General features: G+C 38.8%; 20 protein-coding genes. 8 read left to right on the forward strand and 12 right to left on the reverse strand.

The window, feature by feature from the left end:
• Positions 1–22: 22 nt before the first annotated feature.
• The 6 genes from V7L12_RS24035 to V7L12_RS24060 form a co-directional block, all read right to left on the reverse strand.
• Entirely contained in the window at positions 23–1,294 is a 1,272-nt protein-coding gene (locus V7L12_RS24035) for a glycosyltransferase family 4 protein (protein WP_335088145.1), read from the reverse strand.
• Between the two features lie 48 nt (positions 1,295–1,342).
• Entirely contained in the window at positions 1,343–2,572 is a 1,230-nt protein-coding gene (locus V7L12_RS24040; RefSeq protein WP_335088147.1) for an O-antigen ligase family protein, read from the reverse strand.
• Between the two features lie 18 nt (positions 2,573–2,590).
• Positions 2,591–3,517: a glycosyltransferase family 2 protein gene (locus V7L12_RS24045; protein ID WP_335088149.1), complete on the reverse strand. Its 927-nt coding sequence runs from the start codon at positions 3,515–3,517 to the stop codon at positions 2,591–2,593.
• Positions 3,518–3,545: 28 nt separating this feature from the next.
• Positions 3,546–4,868: a flippase gene (locus V7L12_RS24050; protein WP_335088150.1), complete on the reverse strand. Its 1,323-nt coding sequence runs from the start codon at positions 4,866–4,868 to the stop codon at positions 3,546–3,548.
• A gap of 116 nt (positions 4,869–4,984) precedes the next feature.
• Entirely contained in the window at positions 4,985–5,938 is a 954-nt protein-coding gene (locus tag V7L12_RS24055) for a glycosyltransferase family 2 protein (RefSeq protein WP_335088152.1), read from the reverse strand.
• 70 nt (positions 5,939–6,008) lie between these two features.
• On the reverse strand, positions 6,009–8,207 hold the full coding sequence (locus tag V7L12_RS24060; RefSeq protein ID WP_335088153.1) for a GumC family protein: 2,199 nt from the start codon (positions 8,205–8,207) through the stop codon (positions 6,009–6,011).
• Between the two features lie 1,478 nt (positions 8,208–9,685).
• On the opposite strand from V7L12_RS24060, the gene V7L12_RS24065 reads away from it, so the two are divergent.
• From V7L12_RS24065 to V7L12_RS24090, 6 genes are all read left to right on the forward strand, one after another.
• Entirely contained in the window at positions 9,686–10,069 is a 384-nt protein-coding gene (locus tag V7L12_RS24065; protein WP_335088154.1) for a hypothetical protein, read from the forward strand.
• Positions 10,070–10,141: 72 nt separating this feature from the next.
• On the forward strand, positions 10,142–10,570 hold the full coding sequence (locus V7L12_RS24070) for a bifunctional diaminohydroxyphosphoribosylaminopyrimidine deaminase/5-amino-6-(5-phosphoribosylamino)uracil reductase RibD (protein WP_335088155.1): 429 nt from the start codon (positions 10,142–10,144) through the stop codon (positions 10,568–10,570).
• Positions 10,571–11,818: 1,248 nt separating this feature from the next.
• On the forward strand, positions 11,819–12,838 hold the full coding sequence (locus tag V7L12_RS24075; RefSeq protein WP_335088157.1) for an RNA polymerase sigma factor, RpoD/SigA family: 1,020 nt from the start codon (positions 11,819–11,821) through the stop codon (positions 12,836–12,838).
• 116 nt (positions 12,839–12,954) lie between these two features.
• Positions 12,955–13,449, forward strand: a complete 495-nt coding sequence (locus V7L12_RS24080; protein WP_335088159.1) for an ureidoglycolate lyase — start codon at positions 12,955–12,957, stop codon at positions 13,447–13,449.
• Positions 13,450–13,667: 218 nt separating this feature from the next.
• Positions 13,668–14,015 (forward strand): translation initiation factor, encoded by a 348-nt coding sequence (locus tag V7L12_RS24085; protein WP_094349804.1) that lies wholly within the window; start codon positions 13,668–13,670, stop codon positions 14,013–14,015.
• A gap of 141 nt (positions 14,016–14,156) precedes the next feature.
• The gene (locus V7L12_RS24090; RefSeq protein ID WP_334863801.1) at positions 14,157–14,315 is read left to right on the forward strand and encodes a YqaE/Pmp3 family membrane protein; all 159 of its coding nucleotides are present in this window, start codon (positions 14,157–14,159) and stop codon (positions 14,313–14,315) included.
• A gap of 271 nt (positions 14,316–14,586) precedes the next feature.
• On the opposite strand, the gene V7L12_RS24095 is transcribed toward V7L12_RS24090, so the two are convergent.
• The 4 genes from V7L12_RS24095 to lpdA all read right to left on the reverse strand — a co-directional run bounded on the left by V7L12_RS24095 (position 14,587) and on the right by lpdA (position 18,284).
• A complete protein-coding gene (locus V7L12_RS24095; protein WP_335088162.1) occupies positions 14,587–15,249 on the reverse strand; it encodes a carbonic anhydrase in 663 nt (220 codons plus the stop codon).
• Positions 15,250–15,365: 116 nt separating this feature from the next.
• Positions 15,366–15,617 carry a DUF5340 domain-containing protein gene (locus tag V7L12_RS24100; RefSeq protein ID WP_104907996.1) on the reverse strand — a complete coding sequence of 84 codons (252 nt, stop codon included), beginning with the start codon at positions 15,615–15,617 and terminating at the stop codon, positions 15,366–15,368.
• Between the two features lie 242 nt (positions 15,618–15,859).
• Complete coding sequence (gene trpC / locus V7L12_RS24105) at positions 15,860–16,750, reverse strand: indole-3-glycerol phosphate synthase TrpC (protein WP_335088164.1); 891 nt, start codon at positions 16,748–16,750, stop codon at positions 15,860–15,862.
• 103 nt (positions 16,751–16,853) lie between these two features.
• Positions 16,854–18,284: a dihydrolipoyl dehydrogenase gene (gene lpdA, locus V7L12_RS24110; protein ID WP_335088166.1), complete on the reverse strand. Its 1,431-nt coding sequence runs from the start codon at positions 18,282–18,284 to the stop codon at positions 16,854–16,856.
• Positions 18,285–18,756: 472 nt separating this feature from the next.
• On the opposite strand from lpdA, the gene V7L12_RS24115 reads away from it, so the two are divergent.
• Positions 18,757–20,532, forward strand: a complete 1,776-nt coding sequence (locus V7L12_RS24115) for an SWIM zinc finger family protein (RefSeq protein ID WP_335088244.1) — start codon at positions 18,757–18,759, stop codon at positions 20,530–20,532.
• Positions 20,533–21,002: 470 nt separating this feature from the next.
• Entirely contained in the window at positions 21,003–22,748 is a 1,746-nt protein-coding gene (locus tag V7L12_RS24120; protein ID WP_442947917.1) for a ShlB/FhaC/HecB family hemolysin secretion/activation protein, read from the forward strand.
• Positions 22,749–23,183: 435 nt separating this feature from the next.
• Here the strand turns inward: V7L12_RS24120 and V7L12_RS24125 are convergent, their stop codons facing one another.
• A complete protein-coding gene (locus V7L12_RS24125) occupies positions 23,184–24,308 on the reverse strand; it encodes a hybrid sensor histidine kinase/response regulator (RefSeq protein WP_335088169.1) in 1,125 nt (374 codons plus the stop codon).
• 16 nt (positions 24,309–24,324) lie between these two features.
• Entirely contained in the window at positions 24,325–25,674 is a 1,350-nt protein-coding gene (locus tag V7L12_RS24130) for an ATP-binding response regulator (protein WP_335088171.1), read from the reverse strand.
• Positions 25,675–25,915: the final 241 nt, after the last annotated feature.

Consider the following 25,915-nt stretch of genomic DNA (forward strand, 5'->3'; position numbering starts at 1 on the left):
TATGAAGTATTGATTTACTAAGTTAATTACTCAATGAAGATTTCTTTGCTATCATCAATATTTCCTGAAACAAGGCTGAATAACGACGTGCTTGAAGTTCTAGAGTGAATTCTTGCTCAGCTTTCTCACGAGCATAAAATGACAGTTTTTGCAACCTCTGTTCATTTTCAAGAACCCAGGTAATTCCTTTGCCAAAATCTTCAACTTCATAAGGTTTAGCCAAATAGCCGTTCTGCTGATGATCAACAATATCTTTTAAACCAGTAGAATTAAACGCCACAACTGGAGTACCACAAGCGAATGATTCCGAAGCTGTCTGTCCAAAAGATTCTTGAAGAGAGGGTACAAGCATCACATCAGCTGCCGAGTAAACAGTTGCTAAAGATATAGCATCATATAAGTGTCCCAAATAATGGGTTTTGAAGCCCAAATCAGGTGGATTTTCGGGTTGAGATGCTCCAAAAATCACAACTTCCAAGTTATCCTTCCAGCCAGATTTACTCAATTCTTGTAAAGCTGGTTGTAACAAATGAAATCCTTTATTTCTATCACTTGTTGCTTCTATCGCTCCAAAGAGTATTAGCTTTTTATCTTGAGGTAGATTGAGTGCTTGTCGTGCAAAATGTTGATTAATTGGTCGATATTTTTTAGTATCTAGTCCGTGGGGAATTATCTCAATTCGCAAATTCTGGAATAAAGAACTGGAACGAGCGCACTCTGCTAACCAAGAACTTGGTGAAACCAGAGTTAAATTTAAATTTTTCCAAGCTTTTACTTTGCGCTGCCATACCCAACGGGATAAATCCCATTCATTGCTACTGTTGAGTTGAGGACAAGCCCCGCAGAATACTTTGTAGCGATCGCATTCTCCAGTAACATGACACCCTCCAGTAAACCCCCACATATCATGGAGAGTCCAAACTAGAGGATACTTCAGTTTAGCAAAGGTTTCTATTTGCATAAAACCTCCGCTAATCCAATGCAGATTGATTATATCTGGATTAATCTGAGCAACTTTAGGAATGACTCTATCTGGCAGCCATTGAGTAAAAAATGGAGTATTTTTCTTTTGACGATAAAGCTTTAATGGCAAACTTTCAACTGTCAACTTTGCCTTAGCGATGCCTTGAAACAGTCTAATTTTAGGTGCAACTACTGTTTTATCATTACTAGATTTTTCCTGAACTAACATTTGTGACTGTAGTCCTATATCCTGTAAACCTGTGTGTAAACGATATGCAGCCCTCGCTGCACCGCCACTAATATCATGGGTACTAATATGTAAAATTTTCATTTTTATTCACTTAATAATCACTAAAACTATTTCTGACTGTCATAAAAACTAATTGACTAAAATATTTTTATAATTTCGTTGATATTCAACAGTCAAAGATAATGACGTGGTGACATACATTAACCAATTCCAGCTAGGAGTTAATAATCTGGCTTCTGAAAAATTAACTATGACTATGATAAGTAGCATCTGCATTGGCCAATAATCTTCCGGTTTTTTAGCGACAGAAATAACTCGAGTCAATGCCATTACAAAAAACCGGACAAACCCTGCTGCAAAAGTCAAAAAACCTAAGAATCCCAATTCTAACAATAATTCTAAAAACCCATTATGGGCATTACTTGCCCAATCATAAGTAGCTCTTAATTTAGATGCAGCATTACTAGTCCAAAATCCCGAAAATCCATAACCTAACCAAGGTCTTTCCAAAATCTTGGAAATCACTAGCTCCCAGAGGTCAGAACGTCCATTGAAGGTAAGGTCTTTACCAGAAGTACCAACTACAGTTTCGGCATTATTGAGAAGTAATATTGAAGAAATCATCAGGAACATCAAAGTTGAAGTAATCATAATAAATTGTAATTTATAATTAGTTTTCTTCAGGGATCTGTAGAAAGGTAAAAGTAATATCATTGTCAACAAAATCGTTAAAGATGTAGTTGAACGTGAGAAGATAATTAGACATATAGAGATCCCACATAATACCCACATCAACCAGCGATATCGATGGCCACTAAGAGCAAGGTGCAAAAAAACTCCTGCACTCCAAGCCATCATGTAACCTAATTCATTTTTATGACCATAAATTCCACTCCACATACCTAGTAATTCAGGTGATTCGTGAATATAACCTGGTACGAATGCAGAAAATAGCATAGATAATGATGCAGCTACGCCAAGTGCCCAAGCTATCAGCTTAATTTGTTCCTTAAGCGGATAACGCATTGCTAAATAGATGGCAAGAAAATATATTCGGATTAGACCTCTTAGATAAGTAAGACTAGAACTTAGGTCTTCTGACCATAAAAGAGAAAATATAACTATTGCTAGTAAAAAAAACTGTAATGGACTTCTAGTGATTACAAAAATAAAACCTTTCCAATATAAAATTAGGAAATGAAATAAGATTAAATATGAAACTATATTGAACAAAGTATCTAGCTTATCGCCTCCAAGCGTAGACATGGAAACTTCTTGTGCGGGGTGTATTGTTAATGCACCTACAGCAATCAGTAATAGCAAGATAGTTAATATTTTCTCTGTTAATTTTACTTTCATTTTTGAGATTTGATTTATCTATTTTTTTATTATTGAGTAATTCAATCTTTTCTTCACTTCTTCTTTAAAAATATCGAATGCAGTTGCTTTATAGACTGTTTTCTGTGTAAAATTATCTGCTTCTACATTCCTAACAATAAATGGTGGATGCTTTAAAGGAAATTCCATTGCCTGCATGGACATATTGATGAAGGAAAATCCTTGATTTGAAGTGAAATGAGTTGCGTCTGCACCAACACCAACATTAGAGATTAAATTGACATTGGGAATAATACTTAAGCTTCCCTGCATCCAACAAGCAAATGTCCATTGGTAATCCCAGGTTATACCTGTAGGATTGTCATAAACAGACTGAAATATTCGTTGCCAAGAATTTACTGCTTTTTGGTCTATAAGAATGTCATGTAAAAGGTTTTCTGCTTGCACCTCTTTCCAGAGTTTAATAGTCAAATCATAATGTTGCCAAGCACGCCTCCAACTTGCCCAACCCCAGCAGTGGTTGTAGCGAGAAAAATAGTAACTGTAATTTGTACGTTTTTGTCCAAGTTGAAGATTTTGAGCAGAGATTGTGGCGATTCTGGTATCATCTCTATATTTTTCCAGCAATTCTTGACTAAATCTAAAAAAAGTTGGGTGAGGGATACAATCATCTTCTAAAATAATTGTCTCCTCAACATTATTAAAGACCCAATCTAAACCACTTGATACCCGTTGTGCACAACCTAAGTTGTTCTCAGAATAATTCTTTATTACTTCACAATTCCAATCAACTCTCTCAATAATTGCCCTAGTTAATTTGCATTTTTCTGCCTCACCTTCGCGGTCAGTGCGGGGTCCATCTGCAATTACAAAAAGTTTTGTTGGCTGGGCTTGGCGAATAGCTTCAAAAACTTTCTCTGTTGTTTGTGGACGTTTAAAAATAATAAAAGTTACGGGTGTTTGCATAAAAATAATAAAAATTAAATAATAACGTTCAGTATTTGTAAAAATGAATAAGTGAGCGCACCTGAATTTTAAAGAGTTTTTGTGTTCTTGAATCAAATGCGTTGCATATAAAAGCAGCAGCAGCTTGAGATATTATTGTTGCGATCGCAGCTCCAAGTCCTGCATATTTAGGAATAAGCAATAAATTGAGAATAATGTTTAGTATTGCCCCAAATAAAGTCTTACCTAAAGAAACGTGGTTTAAACCTTCAGCAATAAACCAAGGTGATGTTGCAAGACCCATAAATACAAATAAAGAAGTCCAAATATGAACTGCTAATATTGCTCCTGCCTCTGCATATCCACTTCCAAACATCACTATAATTATCTTGTCAGATAAAAAGGACATTGGAAGAGCAATTGCTAAAGATATACATGTCATTAGACTGAGTAATTGTCCTATTCGCTGATAGTAAAGACTTTCTGATTTTTCCTTTGCTGCATAAATTGCCGGAGCAACAGACGAAACAATAGCGCCTGGAATAAAATACCAAATTTCAGAAATACGCACAGCAGCAGAATAAACTCCAACCTCACTATCTCCAATCATTTGACCTAACATTACCTGATCTATTCTCATAAAAATCATGATGGCGAACCCCGAAAAAATTAGAGGTAAACTCTCTTTCAAAAGAGTTTTGGCAGTTGCAACACTCCAGCGCCATAACCATAATGAAGACCCTTTGACTTGGTAAACAATCAGTAAGCCAATTGCACTCATTGCAAATTCTGCTAATGTTACCAAAGCAAAAGCTAGTAATGGTGCTTTTGTTAAAATTAGTGCGATTTTGATGACAGTATTTAGTAGAAACGCTGTGTTTTTAGCTATTACAGTGTATTTTGACTGTACCTGTGATTGAAACCACAGTTCAATAGTATCAGATGCCCTAAAAATTCCTACTACTCCTAAAATTGTAACTAGCCATATCTTTAGTGCTTCATGCTCACCTAAGAAAAACATTGTGCTAACTGCCAATAAAACAGAAGCAATTCCACCCAAAAATTTTAGCCAAAAAGTAGTTCCTAAAATTTCCTCTTTGTTTGATGATTGACGAACAAGATGGCGAACTACTACGTCGTCTAGTCCGAGAATAAAAATTGGGCTAAATAAGGCAACAAAAGCTAAAGCATAGTTAAATAGACCATACTGTTGTACTCCTAAATAACGTGCTACCCATACTCCTACAACTAAGCTTGCACCCATGCGTAGAATGCGGTCAGCAAATAACCAACCTGTATTAGCAATAATTGCACGCAGCCCAGAACGAGATTTAAATTTCGATAAGTTTATAAGTTTTAATTTACTTAACATTATTTTTATGAATTAATCATCTGACATTCTTTATACCTATCAATCTTGCTCGTGCAAATTTTTCATTTTATCAAATACAAAACAAAGTTTATTCAGTAACTCACATTATTTATCACCTATAAAGGTTTTAATTTCCCACTAATCAAGATTTTCAAAAAATAGCTAAGTATGAAAATAATGCCCTTGATTTTCCAATAAAAACTATGCTCGAATAAAAATATTATTTTCAAATAAGTAACAAAATCTTGATATTTTGGGCATGGTATTGTTTGTAGCTCATTGATAGATGTGAAAGCTAAGAATAATGGGGAGCTAAAATTGTTTTTTTGCAGAATGTAATTAAAGAGAGAATTGCGTTTCCAGAATCTTTTATATTCATAGTTTTGGTCTACATCTAAAAACTTCTTATTATGATACTGATTATTTTCATGTATTCTATACATCACTAAAGGTTTAGACATATAATACTTTTTAGCCCCCACCAAAGAAGCTCCCCATACCAAACAGTCATCAGCCCTTACACGCCAATCTTCTATATTTGGAATAGGTAAGAATTTTCTGACTATCTCTCTACGTATTGATAATGTTGAAGTTATGGAACCAATCCATTCCCCATTATATAAAGTTCTAATTACTGAATAACCCAAATCTAAATCAACTGTATCGTCTTGAAATGTCCCTTGTACTGCTCCAAATTTTTTATACGCACAAAATATAAAATCACATTCACTGCGTCTATTATAAAAATTTAAGGCATTTTCTAAATACTGAGGTTCATAAATATCATCAGCATCTAAAAAAAATATAATGTCACCTGTAGCAGCTAAAAAACCTTCATTAAAAGATGATAATTGTCCTTGATTTTTTTCTTTCAAGATAGATTTAACATTAGTTTCTTGAGTAAATTTATTGATAACTTCCGCAGAATTATCTGTGGATGCGTCATCAACAATGATAATCTCATCAAATTTAACTGTCTGATTTAAAACGCTATTAATTGCCTCACAGAGAAATTCAGCATAATTGTAATTATTAATTAAGCAGGAAGTTTTAATTTTAGTTTTATTCATTATTCCTATAGTCAAAAAATTTGGTTTAAATGGTTGTAGTGATAGTAGCTTTCACAATTTATAAAAGAACTTAACGCTCTTTGCGAAATTTAGTTAAGCTGCTAGATACCAAATCTTGTTCAATTTGTCGTTTTTTAGTGTCATAAAAATAATTATTAGGTTCATTTTTAGCATTCACACCATTGATGACTATCCCTAATACCTTCTGACCTGACTGAGTTAAAAACTCTTTAGCTGCATTTGCACTGTTCAAGTCAACCACTCCAGGACGAACGACTAATAAGATACCGTCAGTCAAGGTGCTTAAAACAGCAGCATCTGCTATTCCTGACAATGGAGGAGTATCAAAAATTACAAGATCGTACTCTCTCCCAAAGTTACTAATTAATGTTGCCATGCGTTGAGAATCTAGCATTGCCACTGGATTGGGAGGCAAAACTCCAGAAGTAAGAACTTCTAGATTAGGCATTACTTCCTGAACAACTGTATCTAAAGAAGCTTGGTTATTTATGACATTACTTAGTCCAATTGTATTTGTTAGCCCCCAGATATGATGCTGTATGGGATGACGCATATCTGCATCCACCAATAACACCCTACGCCCCGCCTGAGCCATAGTCACAGCTAAATTTGCAGATACGTCAGACTTTCCTTCTTTGGCAACGGAACTTGTAATTACAATGCTTTTGAGCGGTTTATCAGAACAGAGGAACTTTAAGTTCACTTGTAGTATTTGATATGCATTACCAACAGGGAAGTAAGGAATATCTCTGCCAATAATTTTGGGAATAGCTCTATCCAGTCCTGCTATAGAAGAATGATCTTTACCATTTCTACCTTGTGTAGGAATTACTCCCAAAACACTGTATCTCAAGACATCTTTGGCTTCTTTGACGGTCTTCACCGAGCGGTCTATCAAGTCTAGAGTAAAGGCAACAATGATACCTAAGAAGAAACCAACTCCTGCTCCACCAACAATAAACAGCATTTTCCGAGGCCCTTCTGCTTTATCAGGGATTAAAGCATAGGAAATGACACGAGCATTAGGAATTTTTTGGTTCTGTGCAATATCAATCTCTTGGCGTTTCTTTAAGAGTGTTTCATAAGTCGTTTGAGCTGCTTGCAGTTTCCGTTCTAGCTCTCGTTGACTCTGTTCTAACCTTGGCAAATTATTTGCTCGTTTGATGTAGGCATTTTGCTGTTGTTTGAGTCTGGCGATTTGTCTCTCCAGACCAACGCGTTCTGCCTGAGCACGAGTAATATCTGCAATTAGGCTTTGTCGCAGTTGTCCAACCTGTAAACTTCCCTGTGTTATCTGCGCTTTACCTGCTACTTGTCCTGTCCGCTCTTTTAGCAAGTTGTTAAGAGCTGCGACTTTTTCTTCTAAGCTAGTAATTGTAGGGTGTTCAGGTGAAAAACGGGTACGCTCTAGTGCAAGTTGGCTTTCTGTTTCTTGAAGTTGGGCTAGCACTTTCTGAACTCCAGGTGCTTGACTCAATTCAGATTCGATTACACCTTGCCGTGAATCTACCTGAGCTTCACTGCTTAACTGTTCTAGACGACCCTTCACATCATCTAGTTGAGCTAAAGCTTGAGAAATTTGGTTTCCTAACTTAGAAATTGTATCAACTGCTGCGGCTGCTTCTTGTTCCAGGACAACAACTTTATTCGTTTCTTTAAATAGCCGCAGTTTTGATTCGGCTCTTCTGACAACTTCCTCAGCTTTAGGTACTTCCGTTACGAGAACCTGTTTGGCTGTCCGCGCTTCATTCTGATTAGCTTTGATATTTAAATCGATATAACTGTCAATAACTTTATTGACGATTTTGGCAGCTAGTTCTGGATCGCCACCTTTATAAGAAAGTTGTACAACATCAGTGCCTTTAATTCCTTCTATTTTTAGTTGTTTTGCCAAGTCGGGAATCGAGAGCAGTTTGCCTTGACTATCTTTAAGGTTGAGGGAATTAATCGTTTTTTCAATTACTGGATTTGATCCAATAACTCTCACTTGAGTTTCCAAGGGATTGTCGTTAACATTCAAAGCTTCTAGGCGTCCTATATCATCCGATAAGCCCGTGAGTGAGGAAGAGCGATTTGTTTTAATCATCAAACTACCTTCTGCCTTGTATGAAGGTTTTAGTGAAAATGCATACAAGCATCCAAGGCTAACAGATATGGCGAAAATTCCAACTAGAGGTAGCCAACGCCGTTGAAGAACTTCTAAGTATTTCTGAATATTTACTTCTTCAAAGTTTGGTAAAGATTCCATCGTGATAATATTATGTAAAGTTTTATAAAAAAGACTATTTACTTACAGCAGATTCTTCTCAGAATTTTGGACTACAGTACTACAGTACTCTACTTTGCAATATTAATATTTGCGTTGATCGTTAGCTAATACCTTGTTGCTGAGGTTCTTCAATATCTGAGGTTAACTAATAGTTTTGGAAATCGCAACTTTAACTTAGATTGATATTATACTGACAGCAAAAACAGGATAACTCACAATTTTATCCTTGATTTAGTTGCTTTCCATTTTTGGGGCTTAATTTTGGTTAATTTCGTTTTGTGTTACTACTAATGCAAGTATTGATTTGTAAACTAACAATCACTATCATATTATGTGACAACACTGAATTCGAGAACTTTACAAAAAATTTATATAAAAGACTAATATGTTCGCTGTCGGTTTGATGATTTTAAAACGACGAAAGGAGTTAATTGCTTCAGGGTAAGGAATAGAACAATAATTGTGCCAGCCTATAAGCTATAAGCAATGGAAGCACTTCAGAGATAGACTTTGTACAATGAAAAGAGAGACCTATAAAGACTCGATGGATGTTTACTTAAGCTGCTTCCAAACTTTTAGTAACAATTAATTCTGACTCTGAAAATGGTCAATTTTAGTAATAATACGGAACTGGCAATCATAAAATTGTATGATTTTAGTATTGAGTCTGTAATAACTCGCAATCAGTTTAATTTGCCCAGTCTGGTGAAAGACTTTTTTATGTGGCTTGAGGTATGAAAATTACAACGTGCTTGTCCTTGGGTTTTTTATATGCCAGTATTTTAGATTTACCCGTAAATTTTCAATCACCTTAGTTGTATTCTCTAATCGAGGCAAAATACCCCTTTCAATATCTATGTAAAAATATGTTATTTATTGTCTTATGCATGTAACTCTATAGTAACACGTGTTAAAGATAAACGGCTAGTAAGTAAATTGGCATACTAAAACTAAACCTATGTCAAGAAAGATAAACTAGGCTAAAACCCTCTTTCCTGCTCCCTCCTGTCCGATTGTTACAACAAATTTTTGCGCTGACCTACTTAGTACAGGTAAGTAAGTCGGCGCAAATAATTAGAAGACAAGTAGTAAGACAAAATTAATTTACACAAAATTGAAGCTGAAGCCCTATCCAGCTTCAATTTAATGTAGCCTAAGAGGAGAGTATCAAATGCCAACGTGATTAGAACAAGAAATTAGTCTACATCAGACTAGTACATGACAGCAGAAATCCAGCTACTATCTTAATTAACTAGACAAGTAGCTCAAGCTACTTGTTCAAGGTAGGCAAACTTCCGCCAGATTTTACTAGATTTCACCACATTTTAATGAAGTTTAGCTATATTTATTACTACCTGTGTTAATCTAAAGTACTTAAGCTAGGCTGCTATTTATTGGTTTCTGTATCTAGGCAATTGTAATTATTAAACTGACATTAAATGTTGAGAGATTGAATTATGAAATCCTCTTCTATTTTCTTAGTTATTATGATTAGGGCACTCACTCTCAGTCAGAGTGCCTATGCTAACCAAGAGAATGTTCGCATGACAATAAGCGATCGCGAGCAGGCTAGAGTTTTATTGACAGAACCAGCCACGATTAACACGACATGGACTAATTTTATCGGACAGACTAATAATCCAAAACCAACTGCTGAATCAATTTCGCTAATGCAGGAGCGAGGATGCCAAAAAATTAACCCGCTTGAATTCATCAATAACCCAAGCGCTTTTTTTAAGCAATGTCAGGAGCAAACCAAGACTCAAAGTACTGAACCAATTGAGTATCTCAAGGTTCCTAAGCTGGATTCTGGTATCAGTGTGACCGTTACTAAATTTTGATATAGGAACTTTTTTAACAATAGAGAGCTAATTCTTGGTAGTGTGATTTATCTAGATAATTTACGCTCAAACATGGATGAAATATTTATGCTGGCTGCTTTAGCTCAAAGCAGAAAAGCTTTGCCGGAATGTTTGCCGAACCCACCAGTAGGTTGTGCGATCGTAGATGGACAAGAGATAGTAGCTCAAGGATACACGCGGGCACCAGGAAAACACCATGCTGAAGCTGATGCACTTAAACAGATTCAAGGCAAAGCTTTCAACTTCTTGAAAATGTATGTAACTCTTGAACCTTGTTCTTTTCATGGACGCACACCTGCATGTGCTTTAGTGATCGCTGAAGATCGTCGGATACGTGAAATATATGTATCTATACTTGATCCAGACCCCCGCAATAATGGTAAAAGATTAGACATTCTTAGAAAAGCACGAAAGATAGTTAATGTCGGGTTATGCGCCAATGAGGTGAATGCTTTTCTTAACCAATATCTACTAAGGTGATGGTTGAAGAGTTAGATTAAAACTTTAATATAGTACGATTTTTCCAAAAATATTTGCAATAAGCCAATCATCTGTATAAATTCACAACTATGCTGTTGTGTCAACTTAAAGTTGAAACTAGTAAGCAAGAAAGCTGTGAGATGTTGCTTAATTAGGAGTTTTAGACTATTTTCGACTTATCCAAAAAGTGGGGATGTTGTTCTTCAAGCTATGGTGCATAACAATCAACTAAGCACCCTTACACAAAAATCTTTTCGCTTTAAGAGGATATTAGGGCGATCGCGGGTGTTGCTGTCTTGCCAAGTATTATCCTTGATGTTAGTGTTACCACTGTTAGTACTTTTAGTCCACAAAATGTCTCTTGGAGTAATCAAATTGATAATACAGCATCCAGTGCAGATGTCTGCGTGCAATTATGACACAAGTGCAATTGTCACAGATATCTGCGTCTTCTTGGTCATTCTAAATCCCAGGAAAGAGATATGAGTAAGAATGAATGTAGAGATGTAGCAGTGCTGCGTCTGTGCAAGTGTTCTGGATACCGCATAATTAATTTCACCAGACGCCTAATTACTAAGTATTTGACCATCTTCTTAAAGAAAGCTGTTATATAAAGAGAGGGAGCAGGAGAAGTTCTTTCTTTCATGTTTAACGAGCGCCCGCTATGTACCTGGCTTGATATGATTAGATTGTCTACAAAAAAATGAGGTGAAAAATGGAGATTTTATATTTAATGAGTTTTTATTTAATGAGATGACATCTAATGAAATCGTTGCTCAGTATTTTTTACTTTTTCCAGTAACCGCATTGGATAACTAGACTCAATTTAATTGTTAATTGTATTTTATAACATGCAAAAATCAATGATAAAAGAATGTAATTACTTCAAAGGATATGCGAATGATACTTTAGATAATTGATTTGTGACTAGTGATGATGTTATTATTAAGGGGTGGGTTGATTTTGGGTTTATTATCTCCAAGAATTAACTTGTAATGTATCATAGACCAGAATTCATCAGTGTTGCAAATTGATTAGACCTCTTGCATAAATTACAAATTAAGAACCCCCCACCGCCAAAGCGTAGCTTTGTATCCCCTCCTCGCAAGCGGGAAGGAAATTAAGGGATGGGGGGTATTAAGCATTTTTGCAAGATATCTATTCGATTAGCAGTGTGAAATGGCTGTGGGTCTGAATATCTAGACTTGATACCAATAAATTGATGAGGTTACAGAGGAGCAAATAACCATGAGCAACTTAACATCTCCACATACCGAAGTTCAAAAAACGAAGAAAAAAAGTTTAGCCGCAGATAAAAAGCCTCGAGCTACAGATGATATTGTGCGTAGTTATCTGCAAGAGATCGGGCGTGTAGATTTGTTGACTCGCGAACAAGAGGTTATTTTTGCCCAACAAGTGCAGCAGATGATGAATTTATTAGCTGCTAAGGAAGAATTGGCTGTGAAATTAAACCATGAACCCACACTTCAAGAATGGGCAGAGCGAGTGGAGTTAAGTGTGGAGGTGCTAGAGCAACAGCTAAATTTAGGACACCTGTCCAAGCAGAAAATGATTCAGGCTAATCTCCGGTTAGTAGTAGCTGTGGCAAAGAAATACCAGCACCGGAACTTAGAATTTATGGATTTAATTCAAGAAGGTACTTTAGGTTTAGAACGAGGAGTGGATAAATTTGATCCCGCTCTTGGTTACAAGTTTTCTACCTATGCTTACTGGTGGATTCGTCAAGGAATTACACGGGCGATCGCTCAACAAGGACGTACAATTCGTTTACCTATCCACGTCTTTGAGAAACTAAACAAAATTAAACGGGTGCAGCGAGAATTATCTCAACAGTTGGGTCGCGTTCCTACTACTGCTGAAATTGCCACTGCCTTATCTTTGACACCTAGCCAAGTTCGAGAGTGTTTGTACTTAGCCCGTCAACCCTTCTCTCTAGAGGCGCGAGTTGGTGAACAACAAGATACAGAATTGCAGGACATATTGGAGGATGATGGGCCTTCGCCTGAAGATTATGCCGTTGAAGAATCTCTCCACCAAGACTTACAAGACTTATTGGCAAAGCTGTCTCCCCAGCAGCGAGAAATATTAACCCTGCGCTTTGGTCTAACGGATGGGTATGAACTTTCCTTAGCACAGATTGGCGATCGCATGGGTATTAGTCGAGAACGGGTGCGTCAGATAGAACAAAAAGCTCTCAGTCTCCTCCGACGCCAAAAGGAACAAGTACGTAGTTATCTAGCTAGCTAAGGTTATTTTTTCATAATTTTAAGACATTGAAACTTAGGAAATCACCATAATGGCTGTATAAAATTCAGTCATTCTGGGGGAAAATAAACCTAAGTAATCTCTCTTAATGATTTGATATGAGTACACCAAAGACAGTGCAACAATTGCAGGTACAATGGGTGACTTCTGAAAACTTTCGGCGTTATGGACAGGTGATTTTTGCAAGTCTTGATGGCAAAACTTATGATGGTGAAGATGCCCAGTTAAACCTGCAAAACGGGATTCCACGATTTTATATTATGCGGTTGGAGAAGATAGGGCGAAAGTTCCACAAAATTACTCGCCATGTGCAATGCACTCAATGTCTGGGTTCTTTGGAAGGGAAGGATTGGTTAATTGCAGTTTGTCCTCCTCAGAATGATGTGAATGAACCAGCATTAGAAGAGATTGCTGCTTTCTGCATTCCGGGGAATTGTTTTATCAAGCTACATGAGGGTACTTGGCACGCTGGGCCCCATTTTGACCATGAAGCTGTGGATTTTTATAATTTGGAACTAGCTGATACAAATATGGTGGATCATTTCACCCATGATTTTCTCAAGAGTCATCAATTAGAGTTTGAGATGGTTTAGGTGAGATTATGTTTAATTATAGATATAGACAACCCACTTTTGTAAATCAGTTTAACCATTTGAATCTATATTTTCACATAAGCAAGGATTAGTTCAAGTATTACGTCAGTTTGGTTATGATCTATAGATGTCTAATGTTAGCCTAGAAATTGATATTCCAGCAGAATGGTTGCGTAGAAGTTTCCACTGCCTTTGAAATTTTCTTAAACATTCATTTTATGTCTTCTTCCAATTCTCAATCTTCTGACAAAAGCTTTGTCTACCGCGAATTCGGCAACGACAACTCCGCCGCCACAGAAAGACCAATTCCAGAACTGCCCCCACAACAACAAAATCTGAAAGTACAAGCTTCCCGCAAAGGACGCAAAGGTAAAACTGTCACAGTCGTTAGCGGTTTTCAAGCGAAACCGGAAACCTTAGCAGATTTGGTGAAGCAGTTGAAAACCCAGTGTGGGACAGGTGGGACACTTAAAGACAACGAAATTGAAATTCAGGGCGAACACAAACAGAAAATTGTCGAGATTTTGACCAAGCTAGGTTACAAAGCCAAAATTAGCGGTGGCTAATCTTAAGTGCGGTTTACCGTATCTTAACCGCTATCTAGATTAAGAGAGGGAATGTTATCTTTGAGAGGTACAAATATGCTTGAACAGTGGTAAATTAGTTTGCCAACAAGCTGTATTTTCTGAGATGAATAGGAGGTTTAAATGGATTTAGTTCGGATTCTGTGTGCCATTTTCCTGCCGCCTTTGGGAGTTTTTTTACAAGTAGGTTTTGGTATAGACTTTTGGATTAATATACTTTTGACGCTGTTTGGTTACATTCCTGGAATTATTCATGCAATATGGATAATTGCTAAGAAATAATTGTTTGTATAAGTAGGTTAAGCGTACCAATATCTGTGTTAGTGATTCTTATAGAGGCAATTAATGAATTGCCTCTATAAAAAGTTCATGAAATTAACTATTTTGTATTTATAACTTTAATTAAACAAAAATCTTTATGAATATTACTTTATTTTTTAAATATACATAGACATTGCCCAATCAAACCTGATATCTAAATAAAAGTTGTAAAAATAATATTTATCAAGTCATTAATGTAAGCTTTTGTGTGCCGGAAAATACCGAATAACCTCTAAGTTTTTAACATGGCATAGAGTTTAAACTCTAGAAGCAAGGGGCAGATATGCAATTGCCATTGCACAGTTGAAACGTTCAAATCTTTGATTAACCCAGTGCGTATATCTAGTACCCAGCCATGAACCATAGGCGCTTTTCGCTCATAGAGTACCTGACGCATGATGGGAGTTTGGTAAAGATTTTTTACTTGCGCCACAACATTGATTTCCGCCAAGCGATTCAGACGTTCTTCTCTTGTTGGCAAGGCATTGATTTCTTCTTGTTTGTCTAAATACAGTTCCCGAATCGGATTTACCCAGTTATCAAGAATTCCGATAGTTCTCCCTTCCAAAGCTGTCTTAATTCCTCCGCAATCGTAGTGACCACAAACGATAATGTGTTCCACTTTTAGGTGTAAAATTGCGTATTCTAAAATAGCTAAAAAGTTTATATCCGTTAGAGAAACTTGATTGGCAATATTACGATGTACAAATAACTCTCCTGGTTCTGTACGGGTAAACTTTGTTAATGCTAGACGACTATCAGAACACCCGATGTATAGAAAAGGTGGTGTTTGTCCACTAGATAATTCTTGAAAGTAAGTTGGATCTATAGCTAGCTTTTCGGCAACCCAAGCCTGATTATTTCTGAGGAGTTCATCAATGCTGTTGTATTTCATCTTTCGTCAAATTCGAGAGAGAATCTCATCAATATTTTATTTTAACCGATCTACAGTTTTGTTTAAATCAAGATGAACTCTCTCAAAACTAAAATATTATAAAGATGAGAATTTTTTCAATCGGGGGCAACAACTTTGCTACCGTTATGATGGTTGATTGACCAACGGTGATCGATAGTTACAGAGGAAAACTCGCAAATTTCTTCTAGTCGCTTTTGCTGTACAGCAGCTTTACGGAGAGTAATAATTAGCTGATTCACCTGATGCCGTAAATCTGGGTTATCATTTACTGCTAACATAGTTTGTCTTTCTAAGAGTTGAAGTATAAGTTCGTAGTGAATAGGCGAAGGTAGAGGAATTTGCTCCATGAAGTTAAATTTTGATTTCATATTTGGGATTTTGTATTAGTCACAGTTTGTTCTTGTGAATAAATTGTTACATACTAAATAACTAGTTACTTATGGTTTTGATTTGATTAGCAATGAAGATTTGGCAAAGATATTGATGATATTTGATGGCAAAGTGCTGCGTGTGTACGCATAGTGTGCCCAATTGTTCAACTCTTTTGTGCAGTTGCCCTGCACATTTTAGGGCAGGTGGGGTGTTTCTTTCAAAAATTACTCGGTAATATACGGGCGATCGCAGCGCCTGGATCTGGTTGTTTTACCAAAGATTCTCCAATCAATACAGCAGATGCACCTGCTGTCAACACCAAACTCAAATCCTCTGGGTTGTGTAGTCCTGATTCGCTGACAACTAGGATGTTTTTCTCCTGCAATTGGCTACCCCTTGCAGCCAAAAGTTGGCAAGTAGTTTGCAGATCAACAGAGAAATCTTCCAAATTGCGATTATTAATTCCTATCAAGGAGACTCCATCTAAGGCTAACACACGGTCAAGTTCTGCCAAGCTATGGACTTCAATTAAGGCTGCCATTTTCAGGTTGTTAGCAATTTTGAGAAAGTATTGCAAATCTTGATCGCCCAGGATAGCTGCAATCAACAAAATAGCATCTGCACCCTGAACCCGCGCTAAGTACATCTGGTAAGGATAGATGACAAACTCTTTACACAGTAGAGGTAAATCTACAGCAGCCCGAACTTTGGCTAAATTGTCAAAACTACCTTGAAAGAACTTGACATCTGTTAGTACAGAAAGACAACTAGCTTTGGCTTGCTGATAAGACAGGGCGATCGCTACTGGGTCAAAATCTGCTCGTAAAACGCCTTTACTCGGTGAAGCTTTTTTAACTTCGGCAATCAATGCTGGCTTTGTCTTACCTTGACGCAAAGCGGCAACAAAATCACGGGTTGGTGGCGCAGAGAGTGCCTGATGTTGCAATTCCCGTAAAGGCAGCCTTTCACGCATTTGGTCAACTTCTACTTCTTTCTGCCAGACAATTTCTTCCAAAATGTTGTTTGGCGCTGCATCAGGTACGGCAGCCTGATAACGTAATATGGACACGGAAATAGCTGGGTTAGGTGAACGGCGACGGATTTGCATAACTAGTCATTAGTCATTAATCATTGGTCATTGGTCATTAGTCATTGATCGGTGTCATTTGTCCTTGTTTTTCCGCAAAGGACAAATGACAAAGAACAAATGACTAAATTGCGATCGCTCGTTTATAAGCTTCGTCCAAGACTTCCGAAAGTGTCGGGTGGGCGTGAACTAGGTGTGCGAGACTTTGGACAGATTGACGGTTTGCGATCGCTGCTGACGCTTCATGAATTAAGTCTGAGGCGTGCAGTCCGAAAATGTGGACTCCTAAGACTTCTCCGGTGTCTTTGCGATATATCACCTTGGCAATACCGTCAGCTTCATTTTCTGCCAACGCTTTGGAATTTCCTTTGAAGTAACTCCTACTGGTGGCGATTTCAAACCCTTCGGTTTGTCCCAACTCCTTAGCTACTGTTTCAGTTAAGCCTACATAACTGACTTCTGGATGGGTAAATGCCGCTGCGGGGATGCTGCGATAGTCTGCTATTCTTTCCCTCCCAACTATATTTTCTACCGCGATGATGCCTTGAGCAGAAGCCGCATGTGCCAACATTATCTTCCCATTAGCGTCGCCAATTGCCCACAAATGCGGCACGACTTCACCTGCTGATAGCACTGCCATGCGATCGTCTACTGGGATAAAATTGCGCCGATCGAGTTCCACACCCACTGACTCTAAACCAAGATTTTTGGTCGCCGGGATGCGTCCCGTAGCCACCAAGCAAGCATCTACTTCGATGACATCTACATCTTCCTTGGTTTTGAAATCTGCTAACTCAATCACCACAGGTGAACCGGGAATGACTTTTTTGGCGTATATCCCGACTTTCGTTTCAATATCACGGGGAGTAATTAGCACCCGTTCGGCAAGTTTGGCAATATCGCGGTCAAATCCTGGCATTAACTGATCTAGGGCTTCAATCAAGGTGATTTCACAACCCAAAGCTGAGTAAATGTCAGAAAATTCCAAGCCGATGTAACCACTGCCAATAATTGCTACCCACTCTGGTAACGACTCTAATTTGACACCTTGATCGCTGGTAAAGACAGTTTTGCCGTCTACTTCAATTCCTGGAGGCACAAAAGGAATTGAACCTGGCGAAAGGATGATGTCTTTGGCTGTAATGGTTTTTTCACCACCGTCTCCGGTAAAAGAGACTTTTTGCGTCCCGGCGATTTTTCCCCAACCCCTGATGATATCGACTTTTAGACGTTTGAGGCTGTTGGTTAAGTCGCCTTGAATTTTGGAGACGAGATCATTAGCATGATTAGCGATCGCTTGGCGATCAAATTCCACGCTACCAATTTGAATTCCCAGTGACTTGAGGTGGTGGGCATTGCGTAACTCCCGCACACGTCCAGATGCTGCCAGCAGCGCTTTAGAAGGAATACAGCCCCGATTAACACAGGTTCCTCCCATATCAGCAGCTTCAATAATTGCTGTTTTCAAACCACAACTTACGGCGTGTAAGGCTGCGCCATGTCCGCCTACACCAGCGCCGATAATTACTAAATCGTAATCATATCCTTGACTCACGTTAGTTTCCCCGTGTGCTTCGCCTATTTATTCTCAACTTGACTCGACAATCAGCGCAACCCTTTTAACAGTTATCAGTTATCAGTTTTATCGCTGAACTTTAAATCCCTCACCTTACATTACCCTGACTGTTTAGTGTTAACTGTTCACTGATTTCAGGTTTGGGTATTGCTAACTCAAATTATGATTCACTCACTTCTGGCGAAAATATGGATATTTTCATTATATGGGTTGGTTTTCCCAGAAAAGCGACAAAAAATTAAGTGAGTATTTACAGGGTAATGAAGCTGATTTCAGTTCTGAGCTAGTTAATAAATAGAAATTGCAGTCTCATCTAGACTCCCCATTACCCCTTATCCCCAGAGGGGGCCCCACCTTCCCAACTCTCTACACCTTTTTCTTTACAGCGCGTTAGCGTAACACTAAGCTGGATTTAGGATTGATCCAGAAGATTTACGCAGGCGATCGCTCGATGTCTATTCCCCAAATTAGTGAATTTACTATCCGCCGTCATGCCAACGCCAAATCTTTCCAGCGGGGCGAGGCATATTATAACGCTGGTGCTGTTAATGCCGTTATCCAACGTGGTCATCTGCTTCAGGCAGATGTTGTAGGCACCGAAGCTAGACCTTATCATGTCAACCTGAATTTCGATAGCAGTGGCTTAACCTCAGTAAAATGTACCTGTGCCTACGACTATGAAGGGTGGTGCAAACACATTGTAGCGACGATGCTCGTTTGTGCGCGTAACTCAGAAAATATTGAGCAGCGCCCCACCCTTGAAGAACTACTAAATCGCCTGGATTATATCGAAACTCAAAGGCTGCTGCAAGAGTTGGTAGCAGAATACCCCCCCCTAATTGAGGCGATTGACCGTCATGTAAGTTGGATGACGAATCCTGCTGACAACCAAACAACCATAAAATTCGTGCGCCGCAATACTCTTGATCCGGCTCCGTTTCGGCGGCAAGTACGGCAGATTCTCAAGGATACTGTGCGCTACTTTGAGGAGGGATACGAAGAAGACCCGATTGGCGAAGATTTGCTGAGTGTAGTGCAAACTGCGGTTGATTTTAGCGAACGGGGAGAAGGTGAAAATGCGATCGCTATTTTGTCAGCGATTACCTCTACCTGTGCGGAAAATTGGGATGATGTTGCCGAATACGGCGCTGAAAACGATGAAATTGTCGGTGAATTAAATAATGCTTGGTGTGAAGCAATTCTAATCGCCGAACTTACTCCAGAAGAAAAAGTTGATATTCAAATAAATTTAGAAGCATGGCAGGATGAGTGGAATGCTGATTTTGGTTTAGTTATGGAGGCTTTACGCCAAGGTTGGGATTATCCGCCGCTGGTACAAGTTCTCCAAGGTAACATTACTGAAAGAGGAGCTTGGGAAGAAGATGTACCAGATTATGCTGATGATTTGGCATTAATTCGTCTGAAAATTCTCGAACGTCAAGAACGTTATCAAGAATACCTATATTTAGCAGAAGCGGAAGGGCAAACTCAGCAATATCTGACAATGTTGGGGCGTTTAGGCAGGGTGGAAGAAGCAATTGATGCTGCTCAAACCCAGATGAACTCAATGGAAGAAGCCTTTGCCCTAGCGAAAACACTCAGCGTTGGGGGGGCATTACAGCAAGCACTAGATATAGCCCAGAGTGGATTAAATTTACCGGGTAATTGTCAGTACGAATTGGGAATTTGGACAAGTGATTTAGCTCTTGAGTTGGGTAATAGTGAAGCTGCCTTATTAGCAATCAAGGCGGCTTTTCAAGTGAAGCCCTCCTTTGTGGACTACCAAAGGATGGCAGAATTGGCTGGGGAAAACTGGGGAAGTGTCAAAACAGACCTGCTGAGAATTGTCCGTACTTATAGTGGTTGGGGAACAGAATCAGCCAAGGTGGATATATTCTTGCATGAGGGGCTAATTGATGATGCAATTGCGATCGCTAGTGAACTAAGTTCTGAGCGTTCAGAGTTAATTCACCGAGTTATGGATGCTGCTATCCCTCATAATCCTAGTTGGGTGATTGCTAATGCTCGTCGCCGTGCCGAAAAGATTATGGATGCAGGTAAAGCCGAATACTACTACTACGCGGTTGAATGGTTGAAAAAGGCGCGTAATGCCTACTTGGAATCTGGAAAGAAAGCTGACTGGTTAAACTATCGGGAAAACTTGATGCAAACCCACGCTCGTAAACGTAAATTGATCGGAATGTTTAAGGAAAGCGGTATGGAGTGAAGAATGAGATATAGGACTGAAAATGACGTAGGCACAATACCCTTGTCTTAACAAAGACGCTACGCTAACGGGAAACCTTCGACTACATGAATTTTACCTACCAAGGATTTTGGGCAACGCATAATTGATTTCACAAGATACAAGAGTTTGCAAGTAACTGAGGTATAAAATGCAGGACTCACGCATCAGATATAAAGAGTTCCTACCTCCTGCCTCAAAATGCGTAGCTTTGTACTTCATGCAAAAGAAAACTGCTGTATCTCATTGATACTTTTAAGTCTGCAATAACCAGATGATTTAGCTTTTAAATTGAGATTTGCTCAAGATATCAACTTTAGCGACAAAAGATGAAGTAAGATTCACATCTGAAGCAGTCCCCTTATAATCCCATAGTTACTGACAAAAAATAGTCCAGTGCGATGATTGATAAATACCCTCAAAATCTTATAGTGTCCTGCTTACCGCTGAGTATGCTTCTATTACTCAGCAGTACATTTTTAAGTCCACTGAAAGCTCAGGCTGTTGATACTACACAATTACCAACTAGTAATTTCATCCTATCACAACGAATTCCACCACCACAGGATATCCAACCACCCACACCTTCACCACTTCCCTCACCTGAAGTGCCACAGCCACTCCCCCCACCAGCAGAACTATTTTCACCGTCTGCTCCAACTCCTATACCTGATGAATCACTCCCTAGCAACTTTCCTCAAACTATTGTTGTTGAACGGTTTGAAGTTGTTGGTAGCACAGTTTTCAGTGCCCAAGAATTAGCCAAAGCCACTGCTGAATTTACCAAACGACCGATCTCACTGACCGAAGTTTATCAAGCACGTTCTAAAATCACTGATTTATATGTCAAAAATGGTTACATTACTTCTGGTGCCTATATTCCACCTCAAACAATCCAATCCGGTGTTCTCAAAATTCAGGTGGTCGAAGGTAAATTAGAAGATATCCAGGTAACTGGTACTCGGCGGCTGAATCCGAATTATGTCCGTAGCCGACTAGCAATCGCGACATCACCGCCTCTCAATCGTCAGCGTCTATTAGAAGCCCTGCAACTTTTACAACTTAATCCTTTGATTCAAAACGTGACTGCTGAACTCTCAGCAGGATCGCGGACGGGTACGAGTCTTTTGGAAGTTAAAGTCAGTGAGGCAAAAACCTTTAGCGGCCAAATAGTTCTTGATAATGGGCGATCGCCCAGTGTTGGCAGTTTTCGACGCGGATTACGATTGAATGAAGCCAACTTACTCGGATTGGGAGATAATCTGAATCTAGGCTACACGAACACTGATGGTAGCAACTCCTTTGACGCGAGCTACACATTGCCTCTCAATCCCCGCAATGGAACTCTTAGCTTAAACTATGGTGTTACGTCGAGTAATGTTATTGAGCCTCCTTTCGACTTTCTAGATATCGAATCGGCTTCTCGCTACTACGAACTGACATTCCGCCAGCCAATAATCCAAACTCCTACACGAGAATTCACTCTTGGGTTAACAGCTTCCCGACGCGAAAGTGATATCTCGTCGAGACTACAGAGAGAATTTGGGGTTCCCGCCTCTGAACTTTCACCTGGTGCTGATGATGAGGGACGCACTAGGGTATCGGCGTTGCGATTTTTTCAAGAATGGACGAGTCGTAACAGTCGTGAAGTCATCGCCCTACGCTCTCAATTCAGTTTGGGCATAGATGTGTTGGATGCCACAGTTAATCAAGATGCTCCCGATAGCCGTTTTTTTGCTTGGCAAGGGCAAGCACAGTGGGCACGCCTTTTAGCTCCTGAAACCTTACTATTACTTCGTTTAAATACGCAACTTGCATCTAGAACACTTTTACCTATAGAGCAATTTGGCTTAGGTGGGCAGGATAGCATTCGCGGCTACCGTCAAGATTATCTGCTGACGGATAATGGTACTTTTGTTTCTGCGGAAGTTCAAGTACCAATTCTGCGCTTACCCCAGATAGATAGTACGTTACAGGTTGTCCCGTTTGTAGATTTTGGTGTTGGGTGGAATAGTTCTGGTAGAGAGAATCCTGACCCTAATACTCTAGCTGCTGTTGGTCTGGGGTTGCGTTGGTCACAGGGCGATCGCTTCACCGTTCGTCTTGACTGGGGTATTCCTTTAGTATCTGTTAACTCAAATGAGAGAACATTACAAGAAAACGGTCTGTATTTTAGTTTACTCTATAATCCTTTTTAACCGCTGTCCATGTCCACCCTATTAAGAGTTGAGGGTGGACATGGACAGTAGTCAATGATCAAAAAACGATGATTATCTAAGTTTTTATAAAAAAGACCCTGGGTTATGATTCCAGGGTGCATACACGTTTTTTAGGCATTAATAGGTTGAATAATAACTTTGTAAAATAGTTATTTCTACTATCTATAGAATGATACAAAAATAGATTTAGTTATCTCAGTCTATCAATACATCTGTCGTTGGGAGTATACAAATATTAGAATAGCCAAATTATCCGGCAATATTCTGATTGAATTAACCTTTAAATGGTACTGTAATTAATCCATATAATTTAAGCTAATTTAATTTTTGTTGGGGGCATAAAAACACATCAAAAATTAAATGTAATATTCTTGAGAGATATCCGCAAAATAATCGGTGGTGAAGGAGAATAACTTAAGTGCTTTTAGGTAGTTGCACAGTAAATAAACTACCTTTACCTAGTTCAGAAGCGACCTTGATAGTTCCTGCGTGCCCTTCTACAATGCGATGGGATAGATGTAGTCCTAAGCCACTACCTGAGCGTTTATTTCTGCCTTGGCGAAATCGCTCGAAAATTGTTGCCTGATCTTCTGGCGCAATCCCATATCCTGTATCTTGTACCTCAATTATTACCGAATCTGGATCTCCTGGATTAGATGATGTTTCATAAATGCGGATTGTTATGCCTCCTGTATCTGTAAATTTGATGGCGTTTGCAATCAGGTTGTTTAACACTCGCCGTAATTCTAAACGATCGCCCATGATCATACCAGCGTTTTCACCCAGTGGATCTAATTCACGGGTATCAATTTCCAGACTCAAGCCTTTTTCACTAGTTAGAGGACTTAGTTCGCTGACTACTTCTTGAGATATCTCACATAAATCGCATTCCTCCCAATTCAACGTTTTTTTACCTGCTTCGAAGCGATAGACTTCTAACAGGGTGTTCACCATTTCCGTCAAATTTTGGTTACTGCGAATCATTACTGCGATCGCCTGTTTCATTTCCGGCGAAATTTTGCAGAATGTTTCCATTTCAAACAAATTCAACATGCGATCGGCGGCTACTAGGGGAGTTCGCAAGTCATGAGTCAGACGGGAAACAAAATCTTCCCGTTGGCGGGCCATTTTTTGTTGTTCGTCCAGACTGTGCTTGAGACGTAATAGCGATCGCACTCTTGCCAGTAGTTCATCAGTATCAAATGGTTTACGAATAAAATCGTCAGCACCAGCATCCAAACCTTCGACAACGCTGGATTGGTGAAAGGCAGTAATCAACAGAATTGGAATATAAGAGATTGCAGGGTTCTTCCGAACCCGACGTGTGACTTCATAGCCATCTATCCCTGGCATCATTACATCTAACAGAATCAGATCGGGTGGAGATTGCTCAATTTGCCGTAAAGCCTTTATTCCATCTGAAGCCAAATCAATTTCATACCCCTCACTTTCTAAAATTGCTTGAACCAAAATGAGATTATCTTGAGTATCGTCAACTGCTAAGATACGATAAATTTTATTATTTTCAACTACAGACATTATTTATAAATTTTTATCAGTTTTTTTGGAAGTAATTTTTAAATTTAGGATATTCTATTGGTGCTTTCCTGGCTTGAGAAGATGACTGATGAGGATTTTTAGCAGGGCAAAACAAATTGTCGTTATCTAACTGTGAAGTTGGAGCATTGGCTGCTACAGTCGGTAATGTAATTTGACGTGGCAATTCAATTTTAAACTTTGAACCAACCTCCAATTTACTCTCAAGAAATATTTTACCGCCCATCATTCGCACTAGCGTATCTACAATTGCCAAACCCAGACCTGTACCTGGATATTTGCGAGTGATAGTTTGATCGACTTGCCTAAATGCTTCAAAAATATGTTTAAAATCTCTGGGGGCTATGCCAATACCTGTATCTTGAACGATAATTACTACTCGATTTGCCGATAGTTCCTTAACCTCAACCCAGATTTCACCAGACTCTGTGAATTTAATGGCGTTGGAAAGCAGGTTAATCAAAATCTGTTTGACACGAACCGGATCGTTAAATACCAAAGAATTTTGTAAATCAGTTTGTACTAACAATGAAAGATTTTTAGCCTCAGCTAGGGAACGCATTTCACTGACAACAAGATTGATTACCTTTGATACATCAAATATTTCTGCCTTTAAATCTAATCCTCCTCCCTCCAGCTTGGAAAAGTCGAGAACTTCATTGAGTAGCATCAGTAAATGCTTCCCATTATTAAAAATGCGCTCAACCATATCTGCTTGCTGGTGCGTTAGTTGACCGAACTTAGGACGCAGCAGTATTTGCGAAAAACCAATAATCGCATTCATCGGCGTTCTAAGTTCATGGGAAATAGTTGCCAAAAAAAGTGATTTTAGACGTGATGCCTCCAATAGCTTGAAGTTTTGCATTTGAATCTGTTGCTGTTGTCTCTCCAATTCTTGGTTCTGACAAATGAGTTGTTCATGAGTTTCTCTGAGCTGCTGGTTTGCCAAATCTACCTGCATTTCCGCCCGATAAATCCGAATCACATTTCGCAAAACCTGCGACAAAGTTTCTGGGGATATTCTAGACTTAGAGAGATAGTCTGTAGCACCAGCTTTTAATAATTGGAGAGTAATTTGTTCATCTCCTTGACCAGTTAAGACTACTAAAGGAACTTTAATTTCCGAAGAACGTAGCTGTTGAATCAAGGTTAGTGCATCCCGATCTGGTAAGCAATAGTCGAGGAAAACACAATCGTAAGCAGTAATGCTTAAGACAGAGAACGCATCATTACCATTGCCTACTTCAGACAGTTCCATCTGAACACCTGCTGTAGTTAGAGCAGAACGGATTGCTATCCGCTCTACTTCGTCATCGTCTACAACCAAAATTTTCAGCGTCTCTTCCATCGGTTTTTAATTTCGCCGCCAAACATAGGTTGAATGTATAGTATTTATCTTTTTCAGATTATCCAACTAAAGAATATAAGATTTTCGGATATCTAAAACCTGTAATTTGATTGATTAAGATATTTTGCATAATATCCACAATGCCTGCTTGACATTCATCACATCAACTTCGTTATCCTCCATTATTAGTATGTTGCTCGCTCTTTCTGGTCTTTCCTTGGGTTGAATTCAGTCTGTTGTA

This window comes from Nostoc sp. (assembly GCF_036918245.1).
Classification (GTDB): domain Bacteria; phylum Cyanobacteriota; class Cyanobacteriia; order Cyanobacteriales; family Nostocaceae; genus Nostoc.